The following is a 24,112-nucleotide window of genomic DNA, read 5'->3' as shown; positions in this document are numbered from 1 at the left end:
TTGATGATAATTTTTAATAATTAAAAAAGCTTACTGGGTGTAATTTCTAGTGTTTTTTTATCGAAAATAAACTCACCATTACTAGAAACACCTTCAAAGAACAAGGTGATTTTATCAGTTTTAATATTTTTAACATCTAAATTTAAGTTTCCATTTTCATCAATTTTATTCATAGGAAGCCAATCTACTACTCCGTATTTTTTATAAAAATTGTCTGTATATGAATTGTATTTAGGTATATAGAATTTTTTTGCTTTAGAAAATGTAATAGGAAATTTTATTTCTGTGGTTGTTTGTCTTTTTATTGGTTGGTAAAATTTCATAGGGTCGGTTACGATACGTATTACTCCTTGTCCGTTTGTAAAACCTTCTGTAAATGAACTTTTATCAAATTCAACATAATCTACAATACTCATTGAGAAATTTAATAATATACTAGAATCTAAAACTCTTTGCCCGTCTAAATAGACAAGAGTTCCTCCAAAATCTCTCTTTGTAGTTAAATTTTGAAAAAGCTTGCTGTTACTTCTACCTATGTCTAAAGTTCCTTTTAAATGATTTTTAACGGCGTAAAAGTCTATACTGTAAGAGTTTATATACTCTTCTAAGGTTATGTAGCTATCTTGTAATGTTGTAAATTTTACTCTCCCGAAGCTTTTTTTTCTAATTTCTAAAATTCGTTCTTCTTCTAAGTTTGTTTTAATTATAACTTCATCTAAAAAATCACCTGTATTTAAACGATTAAAAGAGGTTAGCTGATTAGGGTTTTCTGTTGCATAAAAATTACTATTTGTTGATAAATGGTTCGCTGTTTTGTTTGTTTCGGGTATATAACTAGGAAAGAATTGTGTATATAAAGGTGTTTTAAAGGTTTTTCCGTCTTTTTTTCTAATTGAAGAAATATATGCTTTCTCGTTATTAGTTGGGTAATAATTATTCAACACAAAAGCACTCTTAGAATTATCATTTAAAGAGATAAATTGTGGTGGATTATTAGACAAGGCATGAATTAAAAATTGTTTTTGACTATTTTTTTCATTTTGAATATTAAACCTTACTGTAATTCCTTTCTCAAAAGAATGTGCAAATTTGTTTTTTTGAGAGAATAATTTTCTCCAATTAAAACTGCTCCAACCTTGAGTGATAAGCAAATTGTCTAAATCATATTTTTTTTGACTGTTGATATCTGTAAAATAATATCCACCGTTTTGTAGGTATCCTTTTATGTAAGGTTTAATTAAAACATTAGAGATAATATTAGAATTTTTATTGTACGATTTTGTGCTTTCTGGCAATATCGAAATACTAACATTGTTAAAATCTTTAAAGCCATTTTTAAAGTTGAAATTAAAGTTGTGTAGGGTGTCTTTAGAGTTGTTTACAGAAGCATTTTCGATTGTATTAATATTAATATTTTTGTAATTAAAAAATAATCTTTCTGCAATAGGGTTGTTTTGCTCATCAAACAGCGTAAAAATAGTAATACCAGATTTTAAGTTTTTTAGCGCAATTTTTTTACTGATAACATTTTCTTTGTCAAACTGTATTTCAATTTTGGTTAATTTCGCTCTGTTTTGATAAGCAAGTGTATAGGTTTTTCCTTTTAAGAATGGCAAAGTACCTTTGTTTGTAACACAAGAAATTATAACTTCGTTTTCATTGCTATTAAGCTGTATTATAATTCCGCTATTTTTTGAGTTTGCACCAAAATTGGTAATAAAATCTTTGGTATTTTCTAATTGAACTTTATACGTTTTATTTTTAATTGGTTTCATAGAAAAACGCCCAATGCCTAAATCGTTTAATTTAAAAGAAGTGATAAAGTTGTTTTGTTGATCAAGCACACTCCCTTTTAAATTAGAAATACCGTAACCTAAACTATCTTTGGCAACAACGCCTAGTGTATTAATAACACCGGTAAGTAGATGGCCACTTTCTGGTAAAATTTGAAGATCTATTTTGCCGTTGTTTTTAGTTTTAGCAACAACTTTAGTTTCTTGAGGATCAATAACCTCAAAGGAATCTGTAAAAAAGCTTTCTTCGGAAAAGTTAAGCATCCAATTTGTGTATGCTTTAAAAGAGTAGGTTCCAGTTTTAAAGTCTTTATCTACATCAAAGACTCCGTTAGCAATACCGTTTTCTACTTTTAGCAATTGTTTTTTAACAAGTTTTTTATTGCTATCATAAATTAGGCAGTACAAATTAGAAGTACTTTTAGAGAGATTATTTTTGTATTTATCAAAACTATAAGCCGTAAAGCCAATATTTTCTCCTTTGATGTATATAGATTTGTTTAAATGTGCATAGACTACTTCTTTAAAGTGTGCACTATTGTTTAAAAAAAGAGAGTCTATCGATTGTTTTTCTTGGGCTTGCAGGTTAAGATTGATGTGAGCTACTGTAAATAATAAGCAGCAAATTTTAATAAGGTAGTGTTTTTTCATAGCAGTTTTTATTTAAAGAGATAATAAAACACACAGCTAAATTTATCAGCAGTGAATTTTATTTAAGTAACTGATTTTTTATGTCAACTTAAAAAAGTTTATTGGGTATTATGTCAACGGTCTTTTTATCAAAAATAAACTCACCATCAGCAGATACACCTTCAAAGAACAAGGTGATTTTATCAGTTTTAATATTTTTAACATCTAAATTTAAGTTTCCATTTTCATCAATTTTATTCATAGGAAGCCAATCTACTACTCCGTATTTTTTATAAAAATTGTCTGTATATGAATTGTATTTAGGTACATAGAATTTTTTTGGGTTAGAAAAAGTTAAAGGAAATTTTATTTCTGTGGTTGTTTGTCTTTTTATTGGTTGGTAAAATTTCATAGGGTTGGTTACAATACGTATTACCCCATCATTATTTGTAAAACCTTCTCCAAATGAACTTCGATTAAATTCAACATAATCCACTATACTCATTGACAAATTAAATAATATACTGTTGTCTAACAGCCTTTGCCCGTCTAAATAGATAATAGTACCTCCCAGGTTACCCTCACTATATGAACTTTGATAGCGAATACTTCTACTTAAGCCTATGTCTAAAGTTCCAGTTATATAGTTTTTACGAGCATTAAAACTTAGACCGTAAATGTTTATAAATTCTTCTAAGGTTAGGTAACTATCTTGTAATGTTGTAAATTTTACTTTTGCAAAACTTTCTTTTTTAATTTCTAAAATACGCTTTTCTTCTAAGTTTGTTTTAATTATAACTTCATCTAAAAAATCACCTGTATTTAAACTATTAAAAGTGGTTAGCTCAAAAGCATTTTCTATGGCATAAAAGTTATTGTTTGTTGTTAAATGCTTTGCACTTTTGTTTGTTTCGGGTATACTATTTGGGAAAAATTGTGGATACATTGGTGTTTTAAATAAATTTCCGTCTTTTTTCCTAATTGAAGAAATATATGCTTTCTCGTCATTAGTAGGATAATAATCATTTAATACAAAAGTATTCTTAGAATCATCATTTAAAGATATATATTGCGGTGAGTTATTAGACAAGGCATGAATTAAAAATTGTTTTTGGCTATTTTTTTCATTTTGAATATTAAACTTTACTGTAATTCCTTTTTCAAAGGAATGTGCAAAGTTGTTTTTTTGAGAGAATAATTTTCTCCAATTAAAACTGCTCCAACCTTGAGTGATAAGTAGATTATCTAAATCATATTTTTTTTGACTGTTGATATTTGTAAAATAATATCCACCGTTTTGTAGGTATCCTTTTATATAAGGTTTAATTAAAACATTAGAGATAATATTAGAGTTTTTATTGTACGATTTTGTGCCCTTTGGTAATATAGAAACGCTAATGTTGTTAAAATCTTTAAAGCCTTTTTTAAATTTAAAATTGAAGTTGTATAGGGTATCTTTAATATTATTTACAGAAGCATTTTCAATTTTGTTTATGTTAATATTTTTGTAATTAAAAAATAATCTTTCTGCAATCGGATTGTTTTGAGCATCAAAAAGTGTAAAAATAGTAATACCTGATTTTAAGTTTTTTAGCGCAATTTTTTTACTAATACTATTTTCTTTGTCAAACTGAATTTCAATTTTGGTTAGTTTCGCTCCGTTTTGATAAGCAAGTGTATAGGTTTTTCCTTTTAAAAAAGGTAGAGAACTTTTATTGGTCACAGAAGAAATTATGATTTCATTTTCATTACTGTTTAGTTGTAGTATAATTCCGTTATTTTTTGAGTTAGCACCAAAATTGGTAATAAAATCTTTGGCATTTTCTAATTGAACTTTATACGTTTTATTTTTAATTGGTTTCATAGAAAAACGCCCAATGCCTAAATCGTTTAATTTAAAAGAAGTAATAAAGTTGTTTTGTTGATCAAGTATGCTTCCTTTTAAATTAGAAATACCGTAACCTAAACTATCTTTGGCAACAACGCCTAGTGTATTAATAACACCGGTAAGTAGATGGCCACTTTCTGGCAAAATTTGAAGATCTATTTTATCGCTTTTTTTAGTTTTAGCAACAACTTTTGTTTCTTGAGGATCAATAACGTCAAAGGAATCTGTAAAAAAGCTTTCTTTGGAAAAGTTAAGCATCCAATTTGTGTATGCCTTAAAAGTGTAGGTTCCAGTTTTAAAGTCTTTATCTACATCAAAGACTCCGTTAGCAATACCGTTTTCTACTTTTAGCAATTGTTTTTTAACAAGTTTTTTATTGCTATCATAAATTAGGCAGTACAAATTAGAAGTACTTTTAGAGAGATTATTTTTGTACTTATCAAAACTATAAGCCGTAAAGCCAATATTTTCTCCTTTAATGTATATAGATTTGTTTAAATGTGCATACACTACTTCTTTAAAGTGTGCACTATTGTTTAAAAAAAGAGAGTCTATCGATTGTTTTTCTTGGGCTTGCAGGTTAAGATTGATGTGAGCTACTGTAAATAATAGGCAGCAAATTTTAATAAGGTAGTGTTTTTTCATAGCATATTTTTTTTATAAATATATCAAAAATTATGCCGAATATTTAGAATGTTTTTAATGCTTTAAATAAAAAAAGCCGCTAAAAAGCGACTTTTTAGTTAATTTATTGCATTTATCTAACTCACTTGTTGTCCGTTTTTCACGGCCTTTTCAGGTTCAACAAAAGCTAGTTTTCCTTCTGGTGTGTCTGTCATTAAAATCATTCCTTGGCTTTCTACACCTCTAATTTTTCTAGGTGCTAAGTTTACTAATACAGAAACTTGCTGACCAATAATATCATCCGGAGAAAAACTCTCTGCAATACCAGAAACAATAGTTCTTGTGTCTATACCAACATCAACCTTTAGTTTTAAAAGTTTTTTAGTTTTTGCAACTTTTTCTGCTTCTAAAATGGTACCAATTCGAATGTCTAATTTTGTAAAATCATCAAACTCTATGGTTTCCTTTTGTGGTTCTACAACTTTATTTTCTTGTTCGTTGGCAATTTTAGTTGCTTCTAACTTTGCTACTTGAGCCTCAATTGTTTTGTCTTCAATTTTAGAAAACAATAACTCTGCTTTATTTATTTGGTGTTCAGCAGGTAATAATATATCTTTTACTGTTATATCTTCCCAAGAAAGATTTAAATCAAGATTTAAAATACCTTTTAATTTTGTTGATGTAAAAGGTAAAAATGGTTCTGAAACAACTGCTAAAGCTGCAGAAATTTGCAATGCCACATACATAATTGTTTGCACGCGTGCTGCATCAACCTTTATTACTTTCCATGGCTCTTCATCGGCTAAATATTTGTTTCCAAGTCTTGCTAAGTTCATTAATTCTTGGCTAGCTTCTCTAAACCTATATCTTTCTATAGATTTACCAATAATATTAGGAAACTCTTTTACAGCAGCTAAAACATCTTCGTCAACTTCTGTATAATTACTTGCAAGTGGCACTTGCCCTTGGTAATATTTATTTGTTAAAACAACAACTCTGTTTATAAAGTTACCAAATATGGCAACTAATTCGCTATTATTTTTAGCCTGAAAATCTTTCCATGTAAAATCATTGTCTTTACTTTCTGGCGCGTTTGCCGTTAATGTATAACGTAAAACATCTTGTTGATCTGGAAATTCTTCTAAATATTCGTGTAACCAAACTGCCCAATTTTTAGAAGTCGATAATTTATTTCCTTCTAAATTTAAAAATTCATTTGCTGGTACGTTGTCTGGTAAAATGTAATCTCCGTGAGCTTTTAACATACTCGGAAAAATAATACAGTGAAAAACAATATTATCTTTACCAATAAAATGCACCAACTTGGTGTCGTCTTTTTTCCAGTAATCTTCCCAGTTTTTGCCTTCTCTTGCAGCCCATTCTTTGGTAGAAGAAATGTAACCAATTGGAGCATCGAACCAAACGTATAAAACTTTACCATCTGCACCTTCTACAGGTACCGGAATCCCCCAGTCTAAATCTCTAGTTACTGCTCTTGGTCTTAAACCATCGTCTACCCAACTTTTTACTTGTCCGTAAACATTAGGTTTCCAATCCTTTTTATGTCCTTTTAAGATCCATTCACGTAAAAATTCTTCGTGCTTATCTAAAGGTAAAAACCAGTGTTTTGTTTCTTTTAAAGAAGGCACATTACCAGTTATTGCAGATTTAGGATTGATTAAATCTGTTGCGTTATGAGATGTACCACAATTTTCACATTGATCACCATAACTTTCTTCGAAACCGCATTTTGGGCAAGTTCCAATTACAAATCTATCTGCTAAAAATTGGTTTGCTTCTGCGTCATATAATTGTTCTGAAACTTCTTCTACAAAATCTCCGTTTTCATACAATTTTGTAAAAAATTCTGATGCAGTTTTGTGATGTATTTCTGATGAAGTTCTAGAATAATTATCAAAAGAAATACCAAAATCTGAAAACGATTTTTTAATAATACCATGGTATTTATCGATAATATCTTGCGGAGAAACACCTTCTTTTTTTGCTCTCATTGGTATTGCAACACCATGCTCATCAGAACCACAGATGTATGCAACATCTTTACCTGTTAAACGTAAATAACGTGCGTAAATATCTGCTGGCACGTAAACACCTGCTAAATGACCAATGTGAATAGGACCATTTGTATAAGGTAAAGCTGCTGTAATTGTATATCTTTTTGGAGCACTCATGTGTTCTTTGTGTTATTTTTAGAAGTGCAAAAGTACAAAAAACACGGTTTTAAAAGTCAACGAAAATAGATACATTTACATTCGCTAGTTATTTAAGCGATTAAATGCTAAAAAAAAGATTCATTTTGAAGAAAATACAAGTACTTACAACCATTTTATTAGTTGTTTTTTCAACTATATATGCGCAAGAAAAAAGCAATAATTTAGTTACGCCACCATATTTAAAACAAGGAGATACTATTGCAATTGTTGCACCTGCAGGAATTTTAAGAGGAAGAAAAGCAACAGTAGATAAAGCTAAAAAATTAGCAGAAAGTTGGGGTTTAAAAGTGGTTTTGGGTAAAAATATGTTCAACCAAAATAACCATTTTGCCGGAACTGATAATGAGCGTTGTCAAGATTTTCAAGATGCATTAGATAATCCAAATATTAAAGCAATTTGGGCTGCCAGAGGTGGTTATGGTTCTGTTAGAATTTTAGATAAATTAGATTTTAATAAATTCAAGAAAAGCCCAAAGTGGATAATTGGTTATTCTGATATCACTGCGTTTCATAATCATATTCATAATTTAGGCGTAGAAACGATTCACGGAATGATGGCTACAAGTCTAGAAGAAAAGCCAGAAGAAATTATAGAAACAATTGCTAGTTTTAAAAAAGCACTTTTTGGTGAAGATGTAAAGTATGTGTTTGCTGATAATGAGTTGAATAGAAAAAATAAATTAAATATTTCTGAATTAAAAGGACAATTAATTGGCGGAAACTTAGCAATATTAACATCTATGTTAGGTTCTAAAAGTCAATTAAATACAGAAGGAAAAATACTTTTTATTGAAGAAATTGGCGAGTATAAATATTCTATTGATAGAATGTTACAAAGCTTAAAAAGAGCAGGTTATTTTACAAAAGTAAAAGCTGTAATAGTAGGAGATATGTCTTTAATAAAAAAGAATTCTACAAAATGGGGAAGTTCTATAGAACAACTAATTTTAGATGTAATACCGCAAGATGTACCTGTTGTATTTGATTTTCCTGCGGGACACGAAGCCGATAACCGAGCATTAATTTTTGGTAGAAATGTAACGTTAGAAATAGATATGGAGAATTGTTTGTTAGATTTTTCTAAAAATTAAAAATGGCTGCACACAATGAACTTGGCGATAAAGGAGAAAAAATAGCAATAGACTTTTTATTAGAAAAAGGGTATACTATTTTAGAAAAAAATTACCGCTATTTAAAAGCAGAAGTAGACATCATAGCCAAAATAGAAAACACATTGGCTGTAATAGAAGTTAAAACGCGCTCTACAGATTATTTTGGTAATCCAGAAGAGTTTGTAAACCCTAAAAAGATTAAATTACTTCTTTCTGCAATAGATTATTACGTTACAGAAAACGACTTAGATGTAGATGTAAGATTTGATATTATTGCAATTGTGCAGCAACATAAATTAACAAAAATTAAGCACTTAGAAGATGCTTTTCTACATTTCTAAATTGTTTAAATAAGCTTTTAATTTTTCTAAATCTTGAGGTTTTGCTATAATTTTCTTATCACTATCTAACACAAAATAAGTTGGCGTAGAATTAATGTTGTATGTTCTAGCAATCTTGTTTTCCCATTTGTTAAGACCTAAAACATGATGCCAATTTGGTAGTGTGGTTTTCATGTTATTCCAACCAAATTCATCATTTTCTAGAGAAAAAGCGACTGCTTTTAATTCGTTTTTATTTGCCAAAAATTTATGCAATTGTGGTATTTCTCTTAAACAATGAGAACAACTAGTACTCCAGAATATTAAAACATAATTTTTAGCATCATTTAAAGTAGATAATTTGTAGTTTTTGCCGTTTTCTTTCCAAGAAAAATCGGGTGCAATTCTACCAACTTCAGACGCTAATAAAGATAGTTTTTCGTTTTTATATTTTTCGTTTTGTAAAGATTTAGGCAATTTGTTGTAGTAATTGTCAAAAAGATAATCTACCATTTCTAAATTTTTACTTTGCTCAAATTGATTAATCAAAAGCTCTATAACGTTTTTTCTAAATACCACTTCTTTTACCTTCGTAAAAACTTTATTTACAGCGTTTTTGTAAAGTATTTGTTGTTGTTCTAAATCTTCTGAGTAATTAATGTAAAAGATGTAGTCGGATATTCTATCAATTAAAAAAGAAGAATTTATTAATGTTTTGCTAGAAAAATCCATATTATCAAAAAAAGTAGCATTTATATTTTGCATATACTCTTTTGCATTGGTTTTTATTTCTGATGGATTTGATCTAGAAGTTGCCTTAATAAAAGGTTGAACGTACATTCCGTTTGAACTCTCTAAATATTTTTGTTGTATCGCATTAATTGTTGCTAAAGTAGTTTTATAATTCGTTTTTAAATCTACTTCTGGGTTTCTTAAAGCGGTAATTTGTAAAGAATCTAGTTTTTGTTGTGCAACAGAAACTTCGCTTAAATAGTTTTTGTAAATAATATTTTCATCAGAATTAGAAAATAAAGTAGTTTGCTCAGGATAATCTGGGTGAAAAGTAAAGCTTACATTTTCTTTGTTGAAGATAAAATCTACAAAACCTGGTGCTTCTGTTCTGTAGGTAATTCTATAAGATCCAATTTTGGCATCTGCAGGTAAATCAAACTGAAAAGTACCGATAGTTTGCTTTTTACCTTCAATAGCAATAGTGTCTTTTTTTATTGTTGTGTTGGTAACAAATTTTTGTTTTGCGCCTTCTATTCTATATAAAATTGCCCAATCTGTTTTTATATCATTAGTTAAAGTACCATTAATACTAAATTGAGCTTGTGCAAATGATGATATAAAAAATATTAAAACAAGTACTTTTTTCATTTTTTTCTTCGGATTTTATTTCTCGAAATACTATTTTCAAGAAGTGTACCAAAAATACTATTTCTCTAATAAATTAGGTATATTGTAAACCAAAATTTAACAATATGTCTTTTTCTAATAAAGTAGTTTGGGTAACTGGTGCTTCTTCTGGTATTGGTAAAGCTTTAGCAATAGAACTCTCTAAGCAAAATGCAAAACTTATTATATCTTCTAGAAATTTAGAGGCACTAACCTTGGTGAAACAAGTATGCGAAAATGCTAATAATATTAAAATCTTAGCATTAGATTTAGAAGACTATATGAGTTTAGAAGAAAAAGCCACAGAAGCTATAGCTGCTTTTGGACGTGTAGATGTACTAATAAATAATGGCGGAATTAGTCAACGCTCTTTAGTAGAAGAAACAGAAATTACTGTTGATAAAAGAATTATGGATATCAATTACTTGGGCACAGTTGCCTTAACAAAAGCTATTTTACCTCATTTTTTAGAAAATAAAGATGGTCATTTTGCGGTAACTACAAGTATTGTAGGTAAAATAGGAACACCATTAAGATCTAGTTACGCGGCAAGTAAACATGCTTTACATGGTTTTTTTGATAGTTTTCGAGCAGAAGTTCATCAGAAAAATTTAAAAGTAACTCTAATTTGTCCAGGATTTATCAATACAAATGTTTCTAAAAACGCTTTAACCGGTAGCGGTAAACCACAAGGAATTATGGATGCAGCTACTGGTAACGGCATGTCTGCAGAACTTTGTGCAAAACGAATGCTAAAGGCTATAAATAAAAATAAAGAAGAAGTTTATATTGCTGGTTTTAAAGAAAAATTAGGCGTTTATGTAAAAAGATTTATACCTAAATTATTTTCTGTTTTAGTTAGAAAAATGAGTGTAACTTAATCTTCTAAATATTTTAAATTATCAAAATAATTTACAATTGCTTCTTTCATTAAAACTGTTTGTTCACCTGGTTTTAAGTTTGGTAATTCTGTAATTATTTTATAATGAGGCCAACTATCATCATCAAAATAATCAAATTCATAATAACCATAAGGTTCTAAAAGTTTACAAATAGCAATATGCATTAAGTTTACTTTTTCATCTTTTTTAAAGCTAGTTTGCCCAGTACCTAATTCTTGTACGCCAATTAAGTAGATAATTCCATCCATATTTAACTCATCACCATCAGCAAATTGTTTCGTAAGTTTATCTACTAACAAATTCCATTTTTCTTTAAGGTTTACTACTTTTTCCATGCTTAAAATTTAAGACTACAAAGATACAATGCCCATTTTTAATTTTTAAAAAAAAGGTGTAGGTTTGAAGAAATTAATTTAATGAATGTTTTTGATATAGTTATTGCAGCATTGCTACTGTTTGGTTTTGTAAGAGGTGTAATGAAAGGGCTTTTTGTAGAAATAGCATCTTTAGTTGCTTTAATTGGTGGTGTTTATGGTGCAATACATTTTTCGTTTTTTGTAGGTGATTTCTTAAAAAAATCCGTATCTTGGAGCAAAGAATACATTTCTTTAGCAGCTTTTGCTGCAACTTTTATTATAATTATAGTAACTATAGCCTTAATTGGTAAATTGCTAACTAAATTGGCAGATTTTGCATCTTTAGGTATTATAAATAAAATTTTAGGAGGCGTTTTTGGCGCATTAAAAATAGGTTTAATCTTAAGTGTAGTTTTTATTTTCTTTGGAAAAATGAACGATACTATTCCTTTTATTGAAAAAGAAACTTTAGAAAACTCAATTTTATACACTCCTGTAAAGAAAATTGCCCCTACAATATTTCCTTCCATCATTAAAGATGAAAAAGAGGAAAAAACCCCTGTTATAAACATTTAATTAAACTATTTTTTTTTGTAGTTTTATATTTATAATGATTAGCCATGAAAAAATTATACTTTTTAATCGCGTTTGCAGGAGCTGTAGTCTTAAGCTCATCAAAACTAGCTGATTGCAATATTTTAAAAAATAACGCATTCAAGTATAAAGTTGGTAGTAAAGATGTTTTAGTTCAGTTTGGAGAAGATGAATATATCGAATATCACGAAAATAAAAAATATTTTATAAAATCTGATATCGAATGGTTAACAGAATGTGAATATAAATTAATTATTCAAGAATCTACTTTACCTAATTTTCCTTTTAAAACAGGTACCACAATGCGTATTAAAATAGATAGAGTAAAAGGAAAGAAAGTATATTATACGGCAAAACTAGGTGGTAGAAGTTGGGAGTGGCGAATGACTAAAGTAAATAAGTAATAAAAAAAAATCCAGCTTTTAAAAAAGCTGGATTTTTTTTGAAATCTAATGTAATTTATAACATAGTAACTTTACCTGTTTCTAAAGAGTAAATACCTCCTAATATTTTAATTTCATCATTTTCTTCCATATCTTTTAAAATAGGACTTTTTTCTCTAATTCTTTCTACCGTTAAAAGAACATTGTTCTCTACCGTTTTAGCTACAAACTCTGGGTTACTTGAGTTTGCTTCACCTTCAACTTCTTCTGATGATTTTTTTACAGCTGGCATAATATTGTTTAACATTGCAGTTATGTTACCAAGCTCTACACCATCACAAGCTGCTTTTACAGCACCACAACTTTGGTGTCCTAAAACTAATACAACTTTACTTCCAGCGACTGCACAAGAATATTCTAAACTTCCTAATATGTCTGTATTTTCGAAATTTCCTGCCACTCTAGAAACAAAAATGTCTCCAATTGTTTGATCAAAAACTTGTTCTACAGGTACTCTAGAATCTATACAAGATAATACAACAGCTTTTGGATATTGACCACCCACAGTTTCTTTTACCAAAGATTTGTAATCTACAGCTTCTAAAGAGTTGTTCATAAACCTTTTGTTTCCGTCTAAAAGATTATTTAAAACATCATCTGGTGTTAATGCATCTTGTGCTACTTTATTTATTGCTAATTTTCTCATTTTTTTATTTTTTTAAAATTCGTCTTTAATATTTTCTTTAACCCATAAAACACAAGTATCAAAGTTTTTAAAAATGTGTTTTAAAGGAATAAAATCGGGTATGATGTCTATTCTTTCCATCATATATCTTGGTTGCTCTAATAAATCTACAAACAAGACTTCTATATTTCTTTTCTTTAAATCTAACAGCATATCTTCCATCGCATATAAACCAGATTGGTCTAAATATTGCATTTTACCTAAACGCATAATTACCGTTTTGGCAGTTTCTGGTATTTGTTGCGACAATGCTTGAAATTCGCTAGTAGAACCAAAAAACAAAGGTCCTTTTAGGTGTTTGATAAATACTTCTTCTTTTAAATTTTCTGGAAAATTAATCTCATCAGACCAAATTTCTTCTTTTAAAGATTTTACGTCGGATCTTTTTGCAGTTAAATCTCCAATTTTTTTCATGAACATTAAAGAGGCAATTACCAAACCAATTCCTACAGCATAAACTAAGTTCCAGAAAGTAGATAGTAGTAAAACCACCATCATAATTAATACTTCAGAACTCAATTTTATCGGACCTATTTTTATGTCCTTTGGTAAGTGTGGTATTGCTTTTAAACCTTTATAATCCATCACACCAATTCCTACAGTAATTAAAATTCCGGCTAACACTCCTGCAGGTATTTTAGAAGCTATAGGTCCTAAACCTAACATAATTACAAGTAACATAATACCTGCAATCATACCAGAAATTTTCGTTTTTCCACCGGCATTAATATTTACTACAGTTCTAATTGTTGCACCAGCACCCGGAATTCCACCAAAAATAGCAGCAATTGTATTACCAATACCTTGCCCAACAAGTTCTTTATTGGGTTTGTGTTTGGTTTTTGTCATATTATCTGCTACAACACTTGTTAACAAAGAATCTATAGCACCTAATAATGATAAGGTAAGTGCTGTAAATATGTAGGGTGTTACGTTGGTTAAACTAAAATCTGTAAAGATTTCCCACTTCGGAATTGGAATTCCGCTTGGTATTTCTTGAATAGTTCTATAATCTAAATTAAAACCAACCGCTATACCAGACATTACAATTAAAGCAACAAGTGTGCTTGGTATTTTTAATGTAATTCTCTTAAAACCATATATAATTACAATGGTTCCTAAAGCCAATAACAACTCTAACAAATTGATGTTTTTTAGTGCTCTTGGTAAAACTTTTAAAGCACCTAATGCACCAGAAGCTTCTTTTGCTGCCAATGTTTTAGACTCTCTAGTAACATCTTCTAAACTGATGTTTTGCGCATTATTAATAGTTTCTTTAAAATTATCTAAAACTAATGTGCCTTCACCAACTTGCTCTTTTAAAATGTTTTCTAAAATTATTTCTTGAGCTTCGGGTTTAAATGTATTTACAAACTCTACATCTTCCTTTGGATAATAACCAACAGAAGGAAGTATTTGAGTAAGTAAAATAATAACTCCAATTGCTGTCATAAAACCAGATACAACAGGATAAGGTATGTACCTAATGTATTTACCCAAACCTACAACACCTAAAATAATTTGAAACAAACCAGCTAAAATAAACACTGTTAAAATAGCGGGCATTGCCTTTGTAATATCACCATCGTTTGCGGCAATAATACCAGCAATAACTACCATACTTACGGCTGTCATTGGAGCTGTTGGACCAGATATTTGAGTATTTGTACCACCAAATAAAGCAGCAAAAAAACTAATAAAAATTGCACCATACAATCCTGCACTTGGTCCTAGACCAGAAGAAACTCCAAAAGCTAAAGCTAAAGGTAGTGCAACAATACCAGCTGTAATTCCGCCAAAAAGATCTCCTTTAATATTAGAAAATATGTTTTTCATTGGTTTATTCTTTTAAATTCTATATTTATCAATTCGTTTAAACTTTACTTTCTCGAGGTTATACTTTATTAGTAATTAGCAGAGAACAGTTTAAGTTTTTAGCAATTGAACTTACTTTAGAATTAATTTCTAGCGTTTTATTTTTGTTTCTATTTAAAAACAACAATTGCAAAGATGAATTACTTACGTAGTTATTTACACTTGCAATTGTATTTGATTTTTGGGTTAACACAACTTTTTCGATGTTGCTAATTTTACTGTTTAAAGAATCTGAAGCAGCGCTTGTTTGCAAAAGTTTTATCGGTTTTTTAGAAAATGCAACCAATTGTTCTTTAATACGATTGTTTTCTAAATCAATAGTATCAATAAAACCAATATCTAGTTTGTCATTTGCTGCTAGGGTTTTGTCTTCCGAAGAAATCATAATAGTACCATCAAATTCTTTTAAGATAAACGCTGTTAATTTATCTCCAAGAAAAGACATTGTTTTAGATTTACTTTTACCCAGTACAATTACACTTGGCTTAACTGCAGCTATTTGTTTGCTAACATTCTCTTTTAAATTACCAAACGCAACGTTATGTTTAATATGAACATCATCATCATCTATAGCTACTTTATTAATAATAGTTTTTAGGCTATTGTCTGTAGCTATAAATGTTTGATTTATAGATCGCATTGCAGATAACTGACTCTCTTTTGAAACAACTTCTGTTGCTTTTTTTACACAAAAAAGAGATACATCAGCATTTATAATTCTTGCTAAATTAGTTGCATTGGTAACAATTGCTTCTGTAGCAGAATTTAAATCTGATAGTACAAGAATTTTATGTTTTTCTGACATGGATCTTATGTTTTAAGCTGTTTTTTTAGGTCTTAAATTAAAAAACTCAATATAACTTGGAGGGTTTTCTACAATTCCTCTTTCAGAAATTAATTGTATATCAATATTTCTTTCTTTAGCTTTAATAGCAAAATCTTCTAAAATTTCGATAATATCATTATCTAAATACCTTGTTTTACGAACATCAATTTCTAAGTACGTATTTTCTGGTAAGCTATCTAATTCTTTTAAAATTGCACCTTTGTTAAAAAACGTAACTTCTTCTGCTAGTGTCATTTTAATTCTATTTTTACCATTGCTTTTATCTTCAATATGTAAAAAGTGAGAATTTTGAAAACTTTTGATTAAAATTACTACAATACCTACAGCTAAACCTAAAGCAATACCTACAAGTAAATCTGTAAATACAATACCTACTACAGTTACTGTAAACGGCAACCATTGTTTCCATCCTAACTTAACCATTTCTTTAAAAACCGATGGTTTTGCTAACTTGTAACCAACAATTAATAGTACAGCAGCTAATACAGATAACGGAATTTTATTTAACAAAGTAGGAATTAAAAGTACCGAGATTAATAATAAAAAACCATGAATAATTGCAGATAACTTTGTTCTACCACCAGATTGTATGTTTGCAGAACTTCTAACAATTACTTGTGTAATTGGTAAACCACCAATTAAACCAGATACAATATTACCAGTACCTTGCGCTAATAACTCTCTGTTTGTTGGTGTTACATTTTTATGAGGATCTAATTTATCTGTAGCTTCTACACATAATAAGGTTTCTAAACTTGCCACTAAAGCAATAGTAAAACCTGTAACCCATACTTGCGGATTAGAAAGTGCACTAAAATTAGGAAAACTAAACTGTCCTAAGAAAGAATCGATACTATCTGGTACAGGTACACTTACTAGATGTTCTGAATTGATTCCGTATTTAGAATTTTCGCTAGTTACAAAATAATAAACAATACCAGCAACTACTGCTACTAATGGGCCCTGAATAATTTGAAAAAACTTACCTTTTTTAGATAAAACATTGCTCCAAAGTATTAAAATAGCCAATCCAATAACACCAATAATTGTAGAACCTAGACTAATGTTATTTATAGAATTTATAATTTCTGAAAATGTATTTTGACCATCTACTTGAAAGAATGCAAAGTCACCTTCTGGATCTGCATCATAACCAAAAAAGTGTGGTATTTGTTTTAGTATAATGATAATACCAATACCAGTTAACATACCTTTAATTACAGATGACGGAAAATAATAACCAATAACTCCTGCCTTTAAAAAACCAAAAATTAACTGAATTACACCACCTAAAACTACAGCAACTAAAAAGTTTTCATAACCTCCTAAAGTTCCTATGGCAGTTAAAACAATTGCAGCTAAACCTGCAGCCGGACCACTTACTCCGATTTTAGAACCACTTAAACCTCCTACAATAATACCACCAATAATACCGGCAATTAAACCAGAAAATAAAGGAGCACCACTTGCCAATGCAATACCTAAACATAAGGGTAATGCTACGAAAAACACAACTATACTAGCAGGAATGTCGTTTTTAATATATTTAAACATATATAAATATTTTATTCTTTACTCTTTTTAGAATAAAGCTTTTAATTAAATTTAATAATAGATTTTTACTTGTACTTCGAGAAATTAAAGTGCAAACTCTGGTGGTTGGGTAATAATTTTTGGGTATGGAGAAACGTAACATTTAGAAGTAAATTGTACGATTCTTTTTTTCTGAATTTTAGTAAAAGAAACACTTGAGTTTGAATTTACATTCACTTTTAATTCTTTTACCGTATTTTTCCAGCTATTTTCTTCCTCTTCTTCACTCAAGTTTAAGTAAATTGAAATATCTTGATTTTTGTCTACCAGTGTAATTATTGTTGGTGCAGATATTAGCCCCACAAATAGAAAGGTAAAAAAAATGGCAATCTTAATTTTCAAATTATCTTAAATTTTGTTGTAAAGGTGTAAGTTGGTTTAGTTATTATCTAACATTTTTATTTCATCAGAAATTATCCAACCTATCTTCCCGTCTGCTAATTTAATCTTTTTCCAATTATCTACCGCATCTAAAACAATTACTTTTGTACCCTCGTGTAAAGTAAAAACTTCTTCTGAGTTTAAAGTAGGTGCATTTCTAACTTCTGTTTTGGTTGCAAACACAATGGCTTCTTTTGTGTTTTTAGAAAAGTTATATTGATTATAGGTAATGCTAATTACTGCAACAAATAATATAAAACTAATAATAGCTAATGTAAAAAAGAATCTTTTTTTAGTTGGAGTATAAGCAAAATAGAACAATAAAAACAAGATTGCACTTAACAACACAAATACAATTGTTACAATAGCCCATTCATTATAAGATAACTTTTGAAGGTAGTTTGCATTAAATTTTTGTAAAAAAGTTTTTGGTACTTCTTCGATATTATCTAAAGCTAAACGTTTTGCAAAAACCAGATTGTTTTTTACATCTTGGTTTAAAGGGTTTAATTGTAAAGCCTTTTCATAGTAAAATATTGAAGGTCCAACTTTATTAAGTTTATAATAAGAATTTCCTAAATTATAAAATAACTCATCAGAAATAGCATCTTGTTCTAATATTTGTTTGTAACTTTCTATTGCTTTATCGTAGTTGCCGCTTCTATATAATTCGTTTGCAGAATTAAATAAGCTATCAATACTCTGTGCTGCTAAACTGCTTGCAATTAGCAACAATAAAAATAAAAATTTCTTCATCTTATAACTGTTTATCTAATTGAACAATAACTTCTTTTGCTCTTTCAAACTCTTCTTTCATTTGAGTAGCTGTAAATGGAGTGTATCTAGCAAAATCAGAACTTTTTAAAACATCAATAAATTTTAAAATAGCATCTTTATCTACACCTTTGTTTTCTAATATTTCTGTTATTTTTTCTTTACTAATGTCAGAAGTTTCTATTCCTAATTTAGCTTTTAAGTAATTGTGTAAAGCTCTTTCTAAAGCTTCGTAAAAAGCTTCTTTTTTACCTAACTGTTTTTTAGCTTCAGATAAATATTTTTTAACTAGTTTGTTTGCTTTTCTAGTTTTATTACCAATAACATCGTTATTTCTTTCTTCTGCTTTTCTAGCTAAAAATAAAATAATTGGTATTGCTATAAATGGTAAAATTAAAAGAATATAGAACAAGGTAGACTTAAAAAAGTCTTTTTGTACAGTTGTAATAAAATCTGTTTTTATTGCAATATATCTAAAGTTATTACCTGTTGTAACAACATTTTGTTTTCTTACAAGAGTTGTATCTACAGTTACCAATTCTTTGCCTTCTAAAACATTTACAAATAAATCTTCTGTAGCAATAGTTTTGTATTTTTTCTCTTTCGGATTAAAGTAAGAAAACGAAATACTTGGTATTTTATATTTTCCTTTATATTGAGGAACTACCGTGTAATTATCTGTAATGTAACCAGAAATTCCGCTAGCGCCAACACGTGTGTTTTCTTTGCGTTCTGGCTGATACATTTCTAATTCTGCCGGAGTTTCTACTTCTGGCAACTCAAATAAGTTTAAATTACCATTACCAGAAACTTTTACTTTTACTTGGCTACTTTCGTTTGCTTTTAATAACTCTTTACTAAGCGCAACATCAAATTTAAACTGACCAACGGCCCCGTTAAAGTTAGCGGGTTTTCCTTCTAAAGGTAATGCCCTTGGATTGATGATTTTTTTAGCAGAAGCAAATTCTCTTCTAACATTTATTGTAATTGCATTTCCAAAGAAATCTGTTCTGCCAGAAGGTACACCAATTACGATATCCATTTTCATGGGATCTATCGAAAGTTTACCCGTTTTTGTAGGAATTAGTAAGGCTTTCTGAAGTACAATATATCTATAATTTTCACCATTGTATTTTCCCATTTTTACAGGAAAACCGTTAATTTTAATGTTCTGATTCCAGAAACCATTATATTTTGGTGCTTCGGTAACGTTTGTATCGTAAACGCTTACATTTTCACTTACATATAATCTGTATTCTACATAAACACCTTCGCCAACATAAGGTCTAGATTTAGAAATTTCTGCAACTAAATGTATGTTTTGTTGTGCAATATAATTTGGGTCGTTAGGGTCTTTTGGAATTTCTACAGCATCTAAAACAATAATTTTTACAGGATCTGATTTTATTGTTTTTCCATTAAAAGTAACAGATGCGCTTCCTATAGAAAGCTCTCCTTTTCTTTTTGGCTGAATGATGTATGTATAAGATTGCGAAAATGTAACTTTTCTACCACTTGGTGTAGAACTGATACTTTGGCTAACAGATTGACTTGGCCCACCAACAATTTTAAAATTGGTAAAATTAGGAGGAGTAAAATTATCTCCGCCTTGTTTGTCAATAGAAAAAACAACTCTTAAACGCTGATTAACACCTAGTTTGTTTTTGCTGACTTTCGTTTTTAATGTTGCTTCTTGTGCAACAAAAGAAAAACTTAATAAGCAAATAATTACGGATATGTAAACTTTCGACTTCATCTTCTTTTTCTGTAAACGGCTAATTTACCAATCTTTTTCTTGTTTTACTTTTTTACCCTTTGCTTTTTTGGCATTCATTTTCTTTTGGGTTTTTTTCTCTTCGTTATTTAAACTTTCTAGCAATTGTTTAACTTGCTGCGGAGTCATTTTACCCTGTTGTGGTTTTGGTTTTTGCTGATCTTTTTTATTGTCTTTTTTAGGATCTTGCTTTTTGTCTTTATCCTTGTCACCATCACCGTCTTTATTCTCGTCTTTTTTATCTTTGTCTTTTTGGTCTTTATTGTCTTCGTTCTTATCTTTATTCTTGTCGTCTTTATTCTTGTCGTCTTTATTTTTGTCTTTTTTATCTTTATCCTTGTCTTTGTTTTTGTCGTCTTTATTGTCTTGCTTTTCTTTTTCTAAAAGCTTTTGAGCAACGGCTAAATTGTAACGAGTTTCATCATCTTTAGGATTATTTCTTAAAGAATTTTTAAAAGCATCTACAGCACCTTGGTAATTTTTAGATTCCATCATGGCATTACCAATATTATGGTAAGCTTCTGCTCTTGTAAGCTTGTTTGTTGCAGTTTTTGCTGTTAATTCGTATTGAGGAATTGCTTCTTTAAAATTTTTATTCTGATAAAAAGCATTACCTAAATTATAAGTAGCTTTATCGTAATTAGAATTGTTGCCTAATGCTTTTTGATAAGCCACAGAAGCATCTGTAAATTGTTGTTTGTTATAAAGCTCGTTACCTTGACGTAACATTTTACGTGCAATTCTTTGTTGTGCTACAGTATCTTTTTGCGCTACTATTTCTTTTGTTGAAAATAGCATTAAAAAGACAACTACTATGTATGTAAACTTCATTATCTGTTTTGTTTTTTACTTCAAAATACTTGGTTATAATAAGTATTAATAGAAGTTGTGTTCTACTATTTTTTTAGATTCTTTTCTTCATTAAATAAATCTACTTTTCTTAGCCATTTTGTTTTCTTATCAAATAAGAATACATCTATCACTAGAAATAGCAAACCTAATGCCAAAAACCATTGAAACTGATCTTTATAATCAGAAAATTGTTTGGTTTCGAATTCATTTTTTTCTGCATTGGCAATTATCTCTGCCATAGCATTTACAGGTTTCTCGGTGATATTACCATCAATATAAGCGCCATCAGCTATATCTGCAATTCCTTTTAAAACTTCTGGTTTACGTTTTGTAATTACAGTTTCGCCTTTATTATCTTTTTTATAGCCAATCATAGAGCCATTTAAACGCATTGGTATTGGTCCTCCTTTTTCTGTACCAACGCCAACAGTATAAATTTTTACACCTTCGTTAGCTAAGTTTTGTGCAACTTGTTTTGTTTCTTCTTGATGATCTTCACCATCAGAAAGAATAATTAAAAAACGATTTGTTTGATCGTCATTATTATAATACGTTTTTGCTAGTTCTAAAGCGCCATTAATATCTGTACCTTGGCTAGAAACCATATCTGGATTGGCGTTTTGTAAAAACATATTTGCGGCACCGTGATCTGTAGTTATGGGTAATAACGGATAAGAATTACCTGCATAAACAATAATACCAACTCTATCAGAGCCTAATTTATCTATTGTTTTAGAGATAATTTGTTTTGCTTTTTCTAATCTATTTGGTGCAATGTCTTCTGCAAGCATACTTTTAGAAACATCTAAAGCAAAAACAATATCTACACCTTCTCTTTTTACAGTTTTTAGTTTTGTACCCATTTTTGGGTTTGTTAGAGAAATAATTAAAAAGCTAATTCCTAACAGTAGAAAAACTAATTTTAAAGTAGTTTTAAAAGCTGATGAGTTTGGTGCTAATTTTTTTAACAAAAGAGCATTAGAAAACTTGCGTTGTGTTCTTTTTTTCCACCAAAAAACCAACAAGAAAATAACAACCATTACCGGAATGATTGTAAGTAAATAAAAATAAATTGGTTCTTCTATTCTGTACATTTATATAAAACTCTTAAATAATGTGTTTCTTAAAATAAATTCTAAAACTAATAGGCTTAAACCTAAAAAGACAAAAATTCTAAATTTTTCTTGGTAATTGTAATACTTAAACTCTTCTATTTTAGTTTTTTCTAGCTTGTCAATTTCATCATAAATCTCTTTTAAAGATTCATTATCTGTAGCTCTAAAATATTTTCCTTCTGTTTCTGCAGCAATTTCTTCTAAAAGTTTTTCGTCTATTGTTACTTGTTGCTTTCTAAAGTTTAATTTGCCTGTTCTTGGGTCTCTACTCCAAGGAAAATCTGCCATACCATTTGTACCAATACCAATAGTATACACTTTAATGTTTAATTCTTTTGCCAACTCTGTTGCTGTTCTCGGGTCGATATTACCAGAGTTATTTACACCATCTGTTAGTAAAATAATTACTTTACTTTTAGCTTTACTTTCTTTAAGCCTGTTAACTCCAGAACCTAAACCCATTCCTATTGCAGTTCCGTTTTCTAATTGTCCCCATTTTAATTCAGAAATGGATCTTTTTACAATGCCTTTATCACTAGTTATAGGTGTTTTTGTAAAACTTTCACCTGCGTAAACAACAATACCAATTCTATCGTTTGGCCTTCTGTCTATAAAATTTACAGCAACCTTTTTAAGTGCTTCTAGTCTGTTTGGTTTTAAATCTCTTGCAAGCATACTTGCAGAAATATCGATTGCCATTACAATATCGATTCCTTTATTTGTTTTTGTTTTTTTACTAACAGAAACATTTCTTGGTCTTGCCAATGCTACAATAATTGCGGCTAAAGCTAATAATCTTAAAACGTAAAGTATCGGTTTTAACTTTGCTAGAATAGATGTTTCTGCTTTAAAACCTTTAATACTTGGCATTGTTAAAACTGCTGCATCTTTTTTTCGCATAAAAAAATGCCAAACAGCTAATAACGGAATTAATATTAATAGCCAGAGAAACTCAATATTTAAAAATTCGAAATTACTCCAGTTCATCTTCTTGTGCTGTTATTTGTTTAGGTTTTAAATTTCCTATAATAAATTCTGCGTCTTTTCTATCGTCTTCTATTTCTATTGCTAATGGTTTCGATTTTGCAAATTTTACTAAATCTGCTTCACGTAGTAAATCTTTTAACTTGGCAATTGTTTCTTTAGAAGTTTCTATTGTATCAGACTTTTTAAAATCGTTAATCATTTCTAAAACTTCATCTGTGGTGTTTTCTAAAGCAGGTACATTTAATTCTCTTTCGATGTAACCTCTAACAATTTCTGTTAGTTCAGAATAATATTCTTTTACTTTATTGTTTTGCCACAATAGTTTTTCGTCTAATTCATTTAATTTAAAAATAGCTTCTTCGTAAGGAGGCAAAGTTCTGTAAGTTGGCGCTTCTTCTTCCTCTTTTCTTTTTCTGATTACGAACCAATAAATCCAAAAACCAATAATTGCCAAAATAGCCAAAGCAATATAAATGTAGATTTTAAAATCGTCGAAAGTATATGGTTCTGCTTTTATGGCTTTAATTGGAAATTTCTTGACTTTTGTAGTATCTACAGCGATTGTAGCAACATTTACCAATAAAGAATCTGTTAAATAAGCTTGGTTTTTTACAAAGATTTGTTGTTGCGGAATGTAAAATGCACCGCTATCAAAACCTGTTAAAATGTATTTTCTAATTAAGCTATTTTTAAGAGTATCTACTTTTGTAGAGTCTACAATTTCTAAACCTTTTAATTTTATCTTCGGAATAATTACATTCTTTGTTTCATCTACAGAAATTTTTAATTGAAACTGTTCTCCAATTCTAATATTGGTTGTATCAATTTCTGCTTTTACCATTGGGTTTTGTGCAAAACTTATGGTCGAAATAAGAAATAATATATAGAATATCTGTTTTTTCATCATTTTAGCTTTCGATACTAATTTGTTCATT

At 29.3% G+C, this 24,112-nt stretch carries 21 protein-coding genes; 5 read left to right on the top strand and 16 right to left on the bottom strand.

The features are described from left to right. Positions 1-20 precede the first annotated feature (20 nt). From BXQ17_RS10225 to metG, 3 genes are all read right to left on the bottom strand, one after another. Positions 21-2,444 (bottom strand): hypothetical protein, encoded by a 2,424-nt coding sequence (locus BXQ17_RS10225; RefSeq protein ID WP_077810552.1) that lies wholly within the window; start codon positions 2,442-2,444, stop codon positions 21-23. Between the two features lie 88 nt (positions 2,445-2,532). Continuing rightward, the gene (locus BXQ17_RS10220) at positions 2,533-4,956 is read right to left on the bottom strand and encodes a hypothetical protein (protein WP_077810551.1); all 2,424 of its coding nucleotides are present in this window, start codon (positions 4,954-4,956) and stop codon (positions 2,533-2,535) included. A 116-nt stretch (positions 4,957-5,072) separates the two neighbouring features. Further along, a complete protein-coding gene (metG, locus tag BXQ17_RS10215; protein ID WP_077810550.1) occupies positions 5,073-7,127 on the bottom strand; it encodes a methionine--tRNA ligase in 2,055 nt (684 codons plus the stop codon). Between the two features lie 125 nt (positions 7,128-7,252). Here metG and BXQ17_RS10210 point away from each other — a divergent pair, with 125 nt between their 5' ends. After that, complete coding sequence (locus BXQ17_RS10210) at positions 7,253-8,260, top strand: LD-carboxypeptidase (protein ID WP_254712368.1); 1,008 nt, start codon at positions 7,253-7,255, stop codon at positions 8,258-8,260. A gap of 2 nt (positions 8,261-8,262) precedes the next feature. Continuing rightward, the gene (locus tag BXQ17_RS10205) at positions 8,263-8,622 is read left to right on the top strand and encodes a YraN family protein (protein ID WP_077810548.1); all 360 of its coding nucleotides are present in this window, start codon (positions 8,263-8,265) and stop codon (positions 8,620-8,622) included. Here the strand turns inward: BXQ17_RS10205 and BXQ17_RS10200 are convergent. Then, positions 8,611-9,981, bottom strand: coding sequence for a TlpA disulfide reductase family protein (locus BXQ17_RS10200; protein ID WP_077810547.1), 1,371 nt, complete (start codon positions 9,979-9,981; stop codon positions 8,611-8,613). The two genes, BXQ17_RS10205 and BXQ17_RS10200, sit on opposite strands and share 12 nt — an antisense overlap. 104 nt (positions 9,982-10,085) lie before the next feature. Between BXQ17_RS10200 and BXQ17_RS10195 the strand changes: the two genes are divergently transcribed. Further along, entirely contained in the window at positions 10,086-10,880 is a 795-nt protein-coding gene (locus tag BXQ17_RS10195) for an SDR family oxidoreductase (protein ID WP_077810546.1), read from the top strand. Here BXQ17_RS10195 and BXQ17_RS10190 read toward each other — a convergent pair. Then, complete coding sequence (locus tag BXQ17_RS10190) at positions 10,877-11,236, bottom strand: hypothetical protein (protein ID WP_077810545.1); 360 nt, start codon at positions 11,234-11,236, stop codon at positions 10,877-10,879. The genes BXQ17_RS10195 and BXQ17_RS10190 overlap by 4 nt on opposite strands. An 81-nt stretch (positions 11,237-11,317) precedes the next feature. Between BXQ17_RS10190 and BXQ17_RS10185 the strand changes: the two genes are divergently transcribed. Both BXQ17_RS10185 and BXQ17_RS10180 read left to right on the top strand, forming a co-directional pair. Continuing rightward, complete coding sequence (locus BXQ17_RS10185; RefSeq protein ID WP_077810544.1) at positions 11,318-11,833, top strand: CvpA family protein; 516 nt, start codon at positions 11,318-11,320, stop codon at positions 11,831-11,833. Positions 11,834-11,877: 44 nt separating this feature from the next. Next, positions 11,878-12,255: a hypothetical protein gene (locus BXQ17_RS10180; RefSeq protein WP_077810543.1), complete on the top strand. Its 378-nt coding sequence runs from the start codon at positions 11,878-11,880 to the stop codon at positions 12,253-12,255. Between the two features lie 55 nt (positions 12,256-12,310). Here the strand turns inward: BXQ17_RS10180 and BXQ17_RS10175 are convergent, their stop codons facing one another. The 11 genes from BXQ17_RS10175 to BXQ17_RS10125 all read right to left on the bottom strand — a co-directional run bounded on the left by BXQ17_RS10175 (position 12,311) and on the right by BXQ17_RS10125 (position 24,111). Further along, the gene (locus tag BXQ17_RS10175; protein WP_077810542.1) at positions 12,311-12,940 is read right to left on the bottom strand and encodes a carbonic anhydrase family protein; all 630 of its coding nucleotides are present in this window, start codon (positions 12,938-12,940) and stop codon (positions 12,311-12,313) included. A gap of 12 nt (positions 12,941-12,952) precedes the next feature. Then, positions 12,953-14,815, bottom strand: coding sequence for a SulP family inorganic anion transporter (locus BXQ17_RS10170; RefSeq protein ID WP_077810541.1), 1,863 nt, complete (start codon positions 14,813-14,815; stop codon positions 12,953-12,955). A 58-nt stretch (positions 14,816-14,873) separates the two neighbouring features. Beyond that, the gene (locus BXQ17_RS10165) at positions 14,874-15,659 is read right to left on the bottom strand and encodes a hypothetical protein (RefSeq protein WP_077810540.1); all 786 of its coding nucleotides are present in this window, start codon (positions 15,657-15,659) and stop codon (positions 14,874-14,876) included. Between the two features lie 12 nt (positions 15,660-15,671). Beyond that, complete coding sequence (locus BXQ17_RS10160; protein WP_077810539.1) at positions 15,672-17,255, bottom strand: SulP family inorganic anion transporter; 1,584 nt, start codon at positions 17,253-17,255, stop codon at positions 15,672-15,674. Positions 17,256-17,339: 84 nt separating this feature from the next. Further along, complete coding sequence (locus BXQ17_RS10155) at positions 17,340-17,636, bottom strand: hypothetical protein (RefSeq protein WP_077810538.1); 297 nt, start codon at positions 17,634-17,636, stop codon at positions 17,340-17,342. 36 nt (positions 17,637-17,672) lie between these two features. After that, positions 17,673-18,431: a tetratricopeptide repeat protein gene (locus BXQ17_RS10150; RefSeq protein WP_077810537.1), complete on the bottom strand. Its 759-nt coding sequence runs from the start codon at positions 18,429-18,431 to the stop codon at positions 17,673-17,675. Between the two features lies 1 nt (position 18,432). Next, positions 18,433-20,205 (bottom strand): BatD family protein, encoded by a 1,773-nt coding sequence (locus BXQ17_RS10145; protein WP_077810536.1) that lies wholly within the window; start codon positions 20,203-20,205, stop codon positions 18,433-18,435. A 24-nt stretch (positions 20,206-20,229) separates the two neighbouring features. Further along, positions 20,230-21,054: a tetratricopeptide repeat protein gene (locus BXQ17_RS10140; protein ID WP_254712367.1), complete on the bottom strand. Its 825-nt coding sequence runs from the start codon at positions 21,052-21,054 to the stop codon at positions 20,230-20,232. Between the two features lie 65 nt (positions 21,055-21,119). Further along, complete coding sequence (locus BXQ17_RS10135; protein ID WP_149025897.1) at positions 21,120-22,169, bottom strand: VWA domain-containing protein; 1,050 nt, start codon at positions 22,167-22,169, stop codon at positions 21,120-21,122. Next, entirely contained in the window at positions 22,170-23,177 is a 1,008-nt protein-coding gene (locus BXQ17_RS10130; RefSeq protein WP_077810534.1) for a VWA domain-containing protein, read from the bottom strand. Continuing rightward, positions 23,164-24,111 (bottom strand): BatD family protein, encoded by a 948-nt coding sequence (locus BXQ17_RS10125; RefSeq protein ID WP_254712366.1) that lies wholly within the window; start codon positions 24,109-24,111, stop codon positions 23,164-23,166. Before BXQ17_RS10125 ends, BXQ17_RS10130 begins: the two co-directional genes overlap by 14 nt. Position 24,112 lies beyond the last annotated feature (1 nt).

It is taken from the genome of Polaribacter sp. BM10 (assembly GCF_002005425.1).
Lineage (GTDB): Bacteria > Bacteroidota > Bacteroidia > Flavobacteriales > Flavobacteriaceae > Polaribacter > Polaribacter marinaquae.
The sequence above is the reverse complement of the archived record's forward strand: the minus strand, read 5'-3'. Positions and strand labels throughout refer to the sequence as shown.

What these genes read in the sequence shown, in the direction of transcription:
- BXQ17_RS10145 (WP_077810536.1), bottom strand. Translation starts at nt 20,205, where the DNA reads ATGAAGTCGAAAGTTTACATATCCGTAATTATTTGCTTATTAAGTTTT.
- BXQ17_RS10190 (WP_077810545.1), bottom strand. Translation starts at nt 11,236, where the DNA reads ATGGAAAAAGTAGTAAACCTTAAAGAAAAATGGAATTTGTTAGTAGAT.
- BXQ17_RS10225 (WP_077810552.1), bottom strand. Translation starts at nt 2,444, where the DNA reads ATGAAAAAACACTACCTTATTAAAATTTGCTGCTTATTATTTACAGTA.
- BXQ17_RS10175 (WP_077810542.1), bottom strand. Translation starts at nt 12,940, where the DNA reads ATGAGAAAATTAGCAATAAATAAAGTAGCACAAGATGCATTAACACCA.
- BXQ17_RS10135 (WP_149025897.1), bottom strand. Translation starts at nt 22,169, where the DNA reads ATGTACAGAATAGAAGAACCAATTTATTTTTATTTACTTACAATCATT.
- BXQ17_RS10165 (WP_077810540.1), bottom strand. Translation starts at nt 15,659, where the DNA reads ATGTCAGAAAAACATAAAATTCTTGTACTATCAGATTTAAATTCTGCT.
- BXQ17_RS10185 (WP_077810544.1), top strand. Translation starts at nt 11,318, where the DNA reads ATGAATGTTTTTGATATAGTTATTGCAGCATTGCTACTGTTTGGTTTT.
- BXQ17_RS10180 (WP_077810543.1), top strand. Translation starts at nt 11,878, where the DNA reads ATGAAAAAATTATACTTTTTAATCGCGTTTGCAGGAGCTGTAGTCTTA.
- BXQ17_RS10195 (WP_077810546.1), top strand. Translation starts at nt 10,086, where the DNA reads ATGTCTTTTTCTAATAAAGTAGTTTGGGTAACTGGTGCTTCTTCTGGT.
- BXQ17_RS10140 (WP_254712367.1), bottom strand. Translation starts at nt 21,054, where the DNA reads ATGAAGTTTACATACATAGTAGTTGTCTTTTTAATGCTATTTTCAACA.
- BXQ17_RS10160 (WP_077810539.1), bottom strand. Translation starts at nt 17,255, where the DNA reads ATGTTTAAATATATTAAAAACGACATTCCTGCTAGTATAGTTGTGTTT.
- BXQ17_RS10130 (WP_077810534.1), bottom strand. Translation starts at nt 23,177, where the DNA reads ATGAACTGGAGTAATTTCGAATTTTTAAATATTGAGTTTCTCTGGCTA.
- BXQ17_RS10220 (WP_077810551.1), bottom strand. Translation starts at nt 4,956, where the DNA reads ATGAAAAAACACTACCTTATTAAAATTTGCTGCCTATTATTTACAGTA.
- BXQ17_RS10125 (WP_254712366.1), bottom strand. Translation starts at nt 24,111, where the DNA reads ATGAACAAATTAGTATCGAAAGCTAAAATGATGAAAAAACAGATATTC.
- BXQ17_RS10205 (WP_077810548.1), top strand. Translation starts at nt 8,263, where the DNA reads ATGGCTGCACACAATGAACTTGGCGATAAAGGAGAAAAAATAGCAATA.
- metG (WP_077810550.1), bottom strand. Translation starts at nt 7,127, where the DNA reads ATGAGTGCTCCAAAAAGATATACAATTACAGCAGCTTTACCTTATACA.
- BXQ17_RS10200 (WP_077810547.1), bottom strand. Translation starts at nt 9,981, where the DNA reads ATGAAAAAAGTACTTGTTTTAATATTTTTTATATCATCATTTGCACAA.
- BXQ17_RS10170 (WP_077810541.1), bottom strand. Translation starts at nt 14,815, where the DNA reads ATGAAAAACATATTTTCTAATATTAAAGGAGATCTTTTTGGCGGAATT.
- BXQ17_RS10150 (WP_077810537.1), bottom strand. Translation starts at nt 18,431, where the DNA reads ATGAAGAAATTTTTATTTTTATTGTTGCTAATTGCAAGCAGTTTAGCA.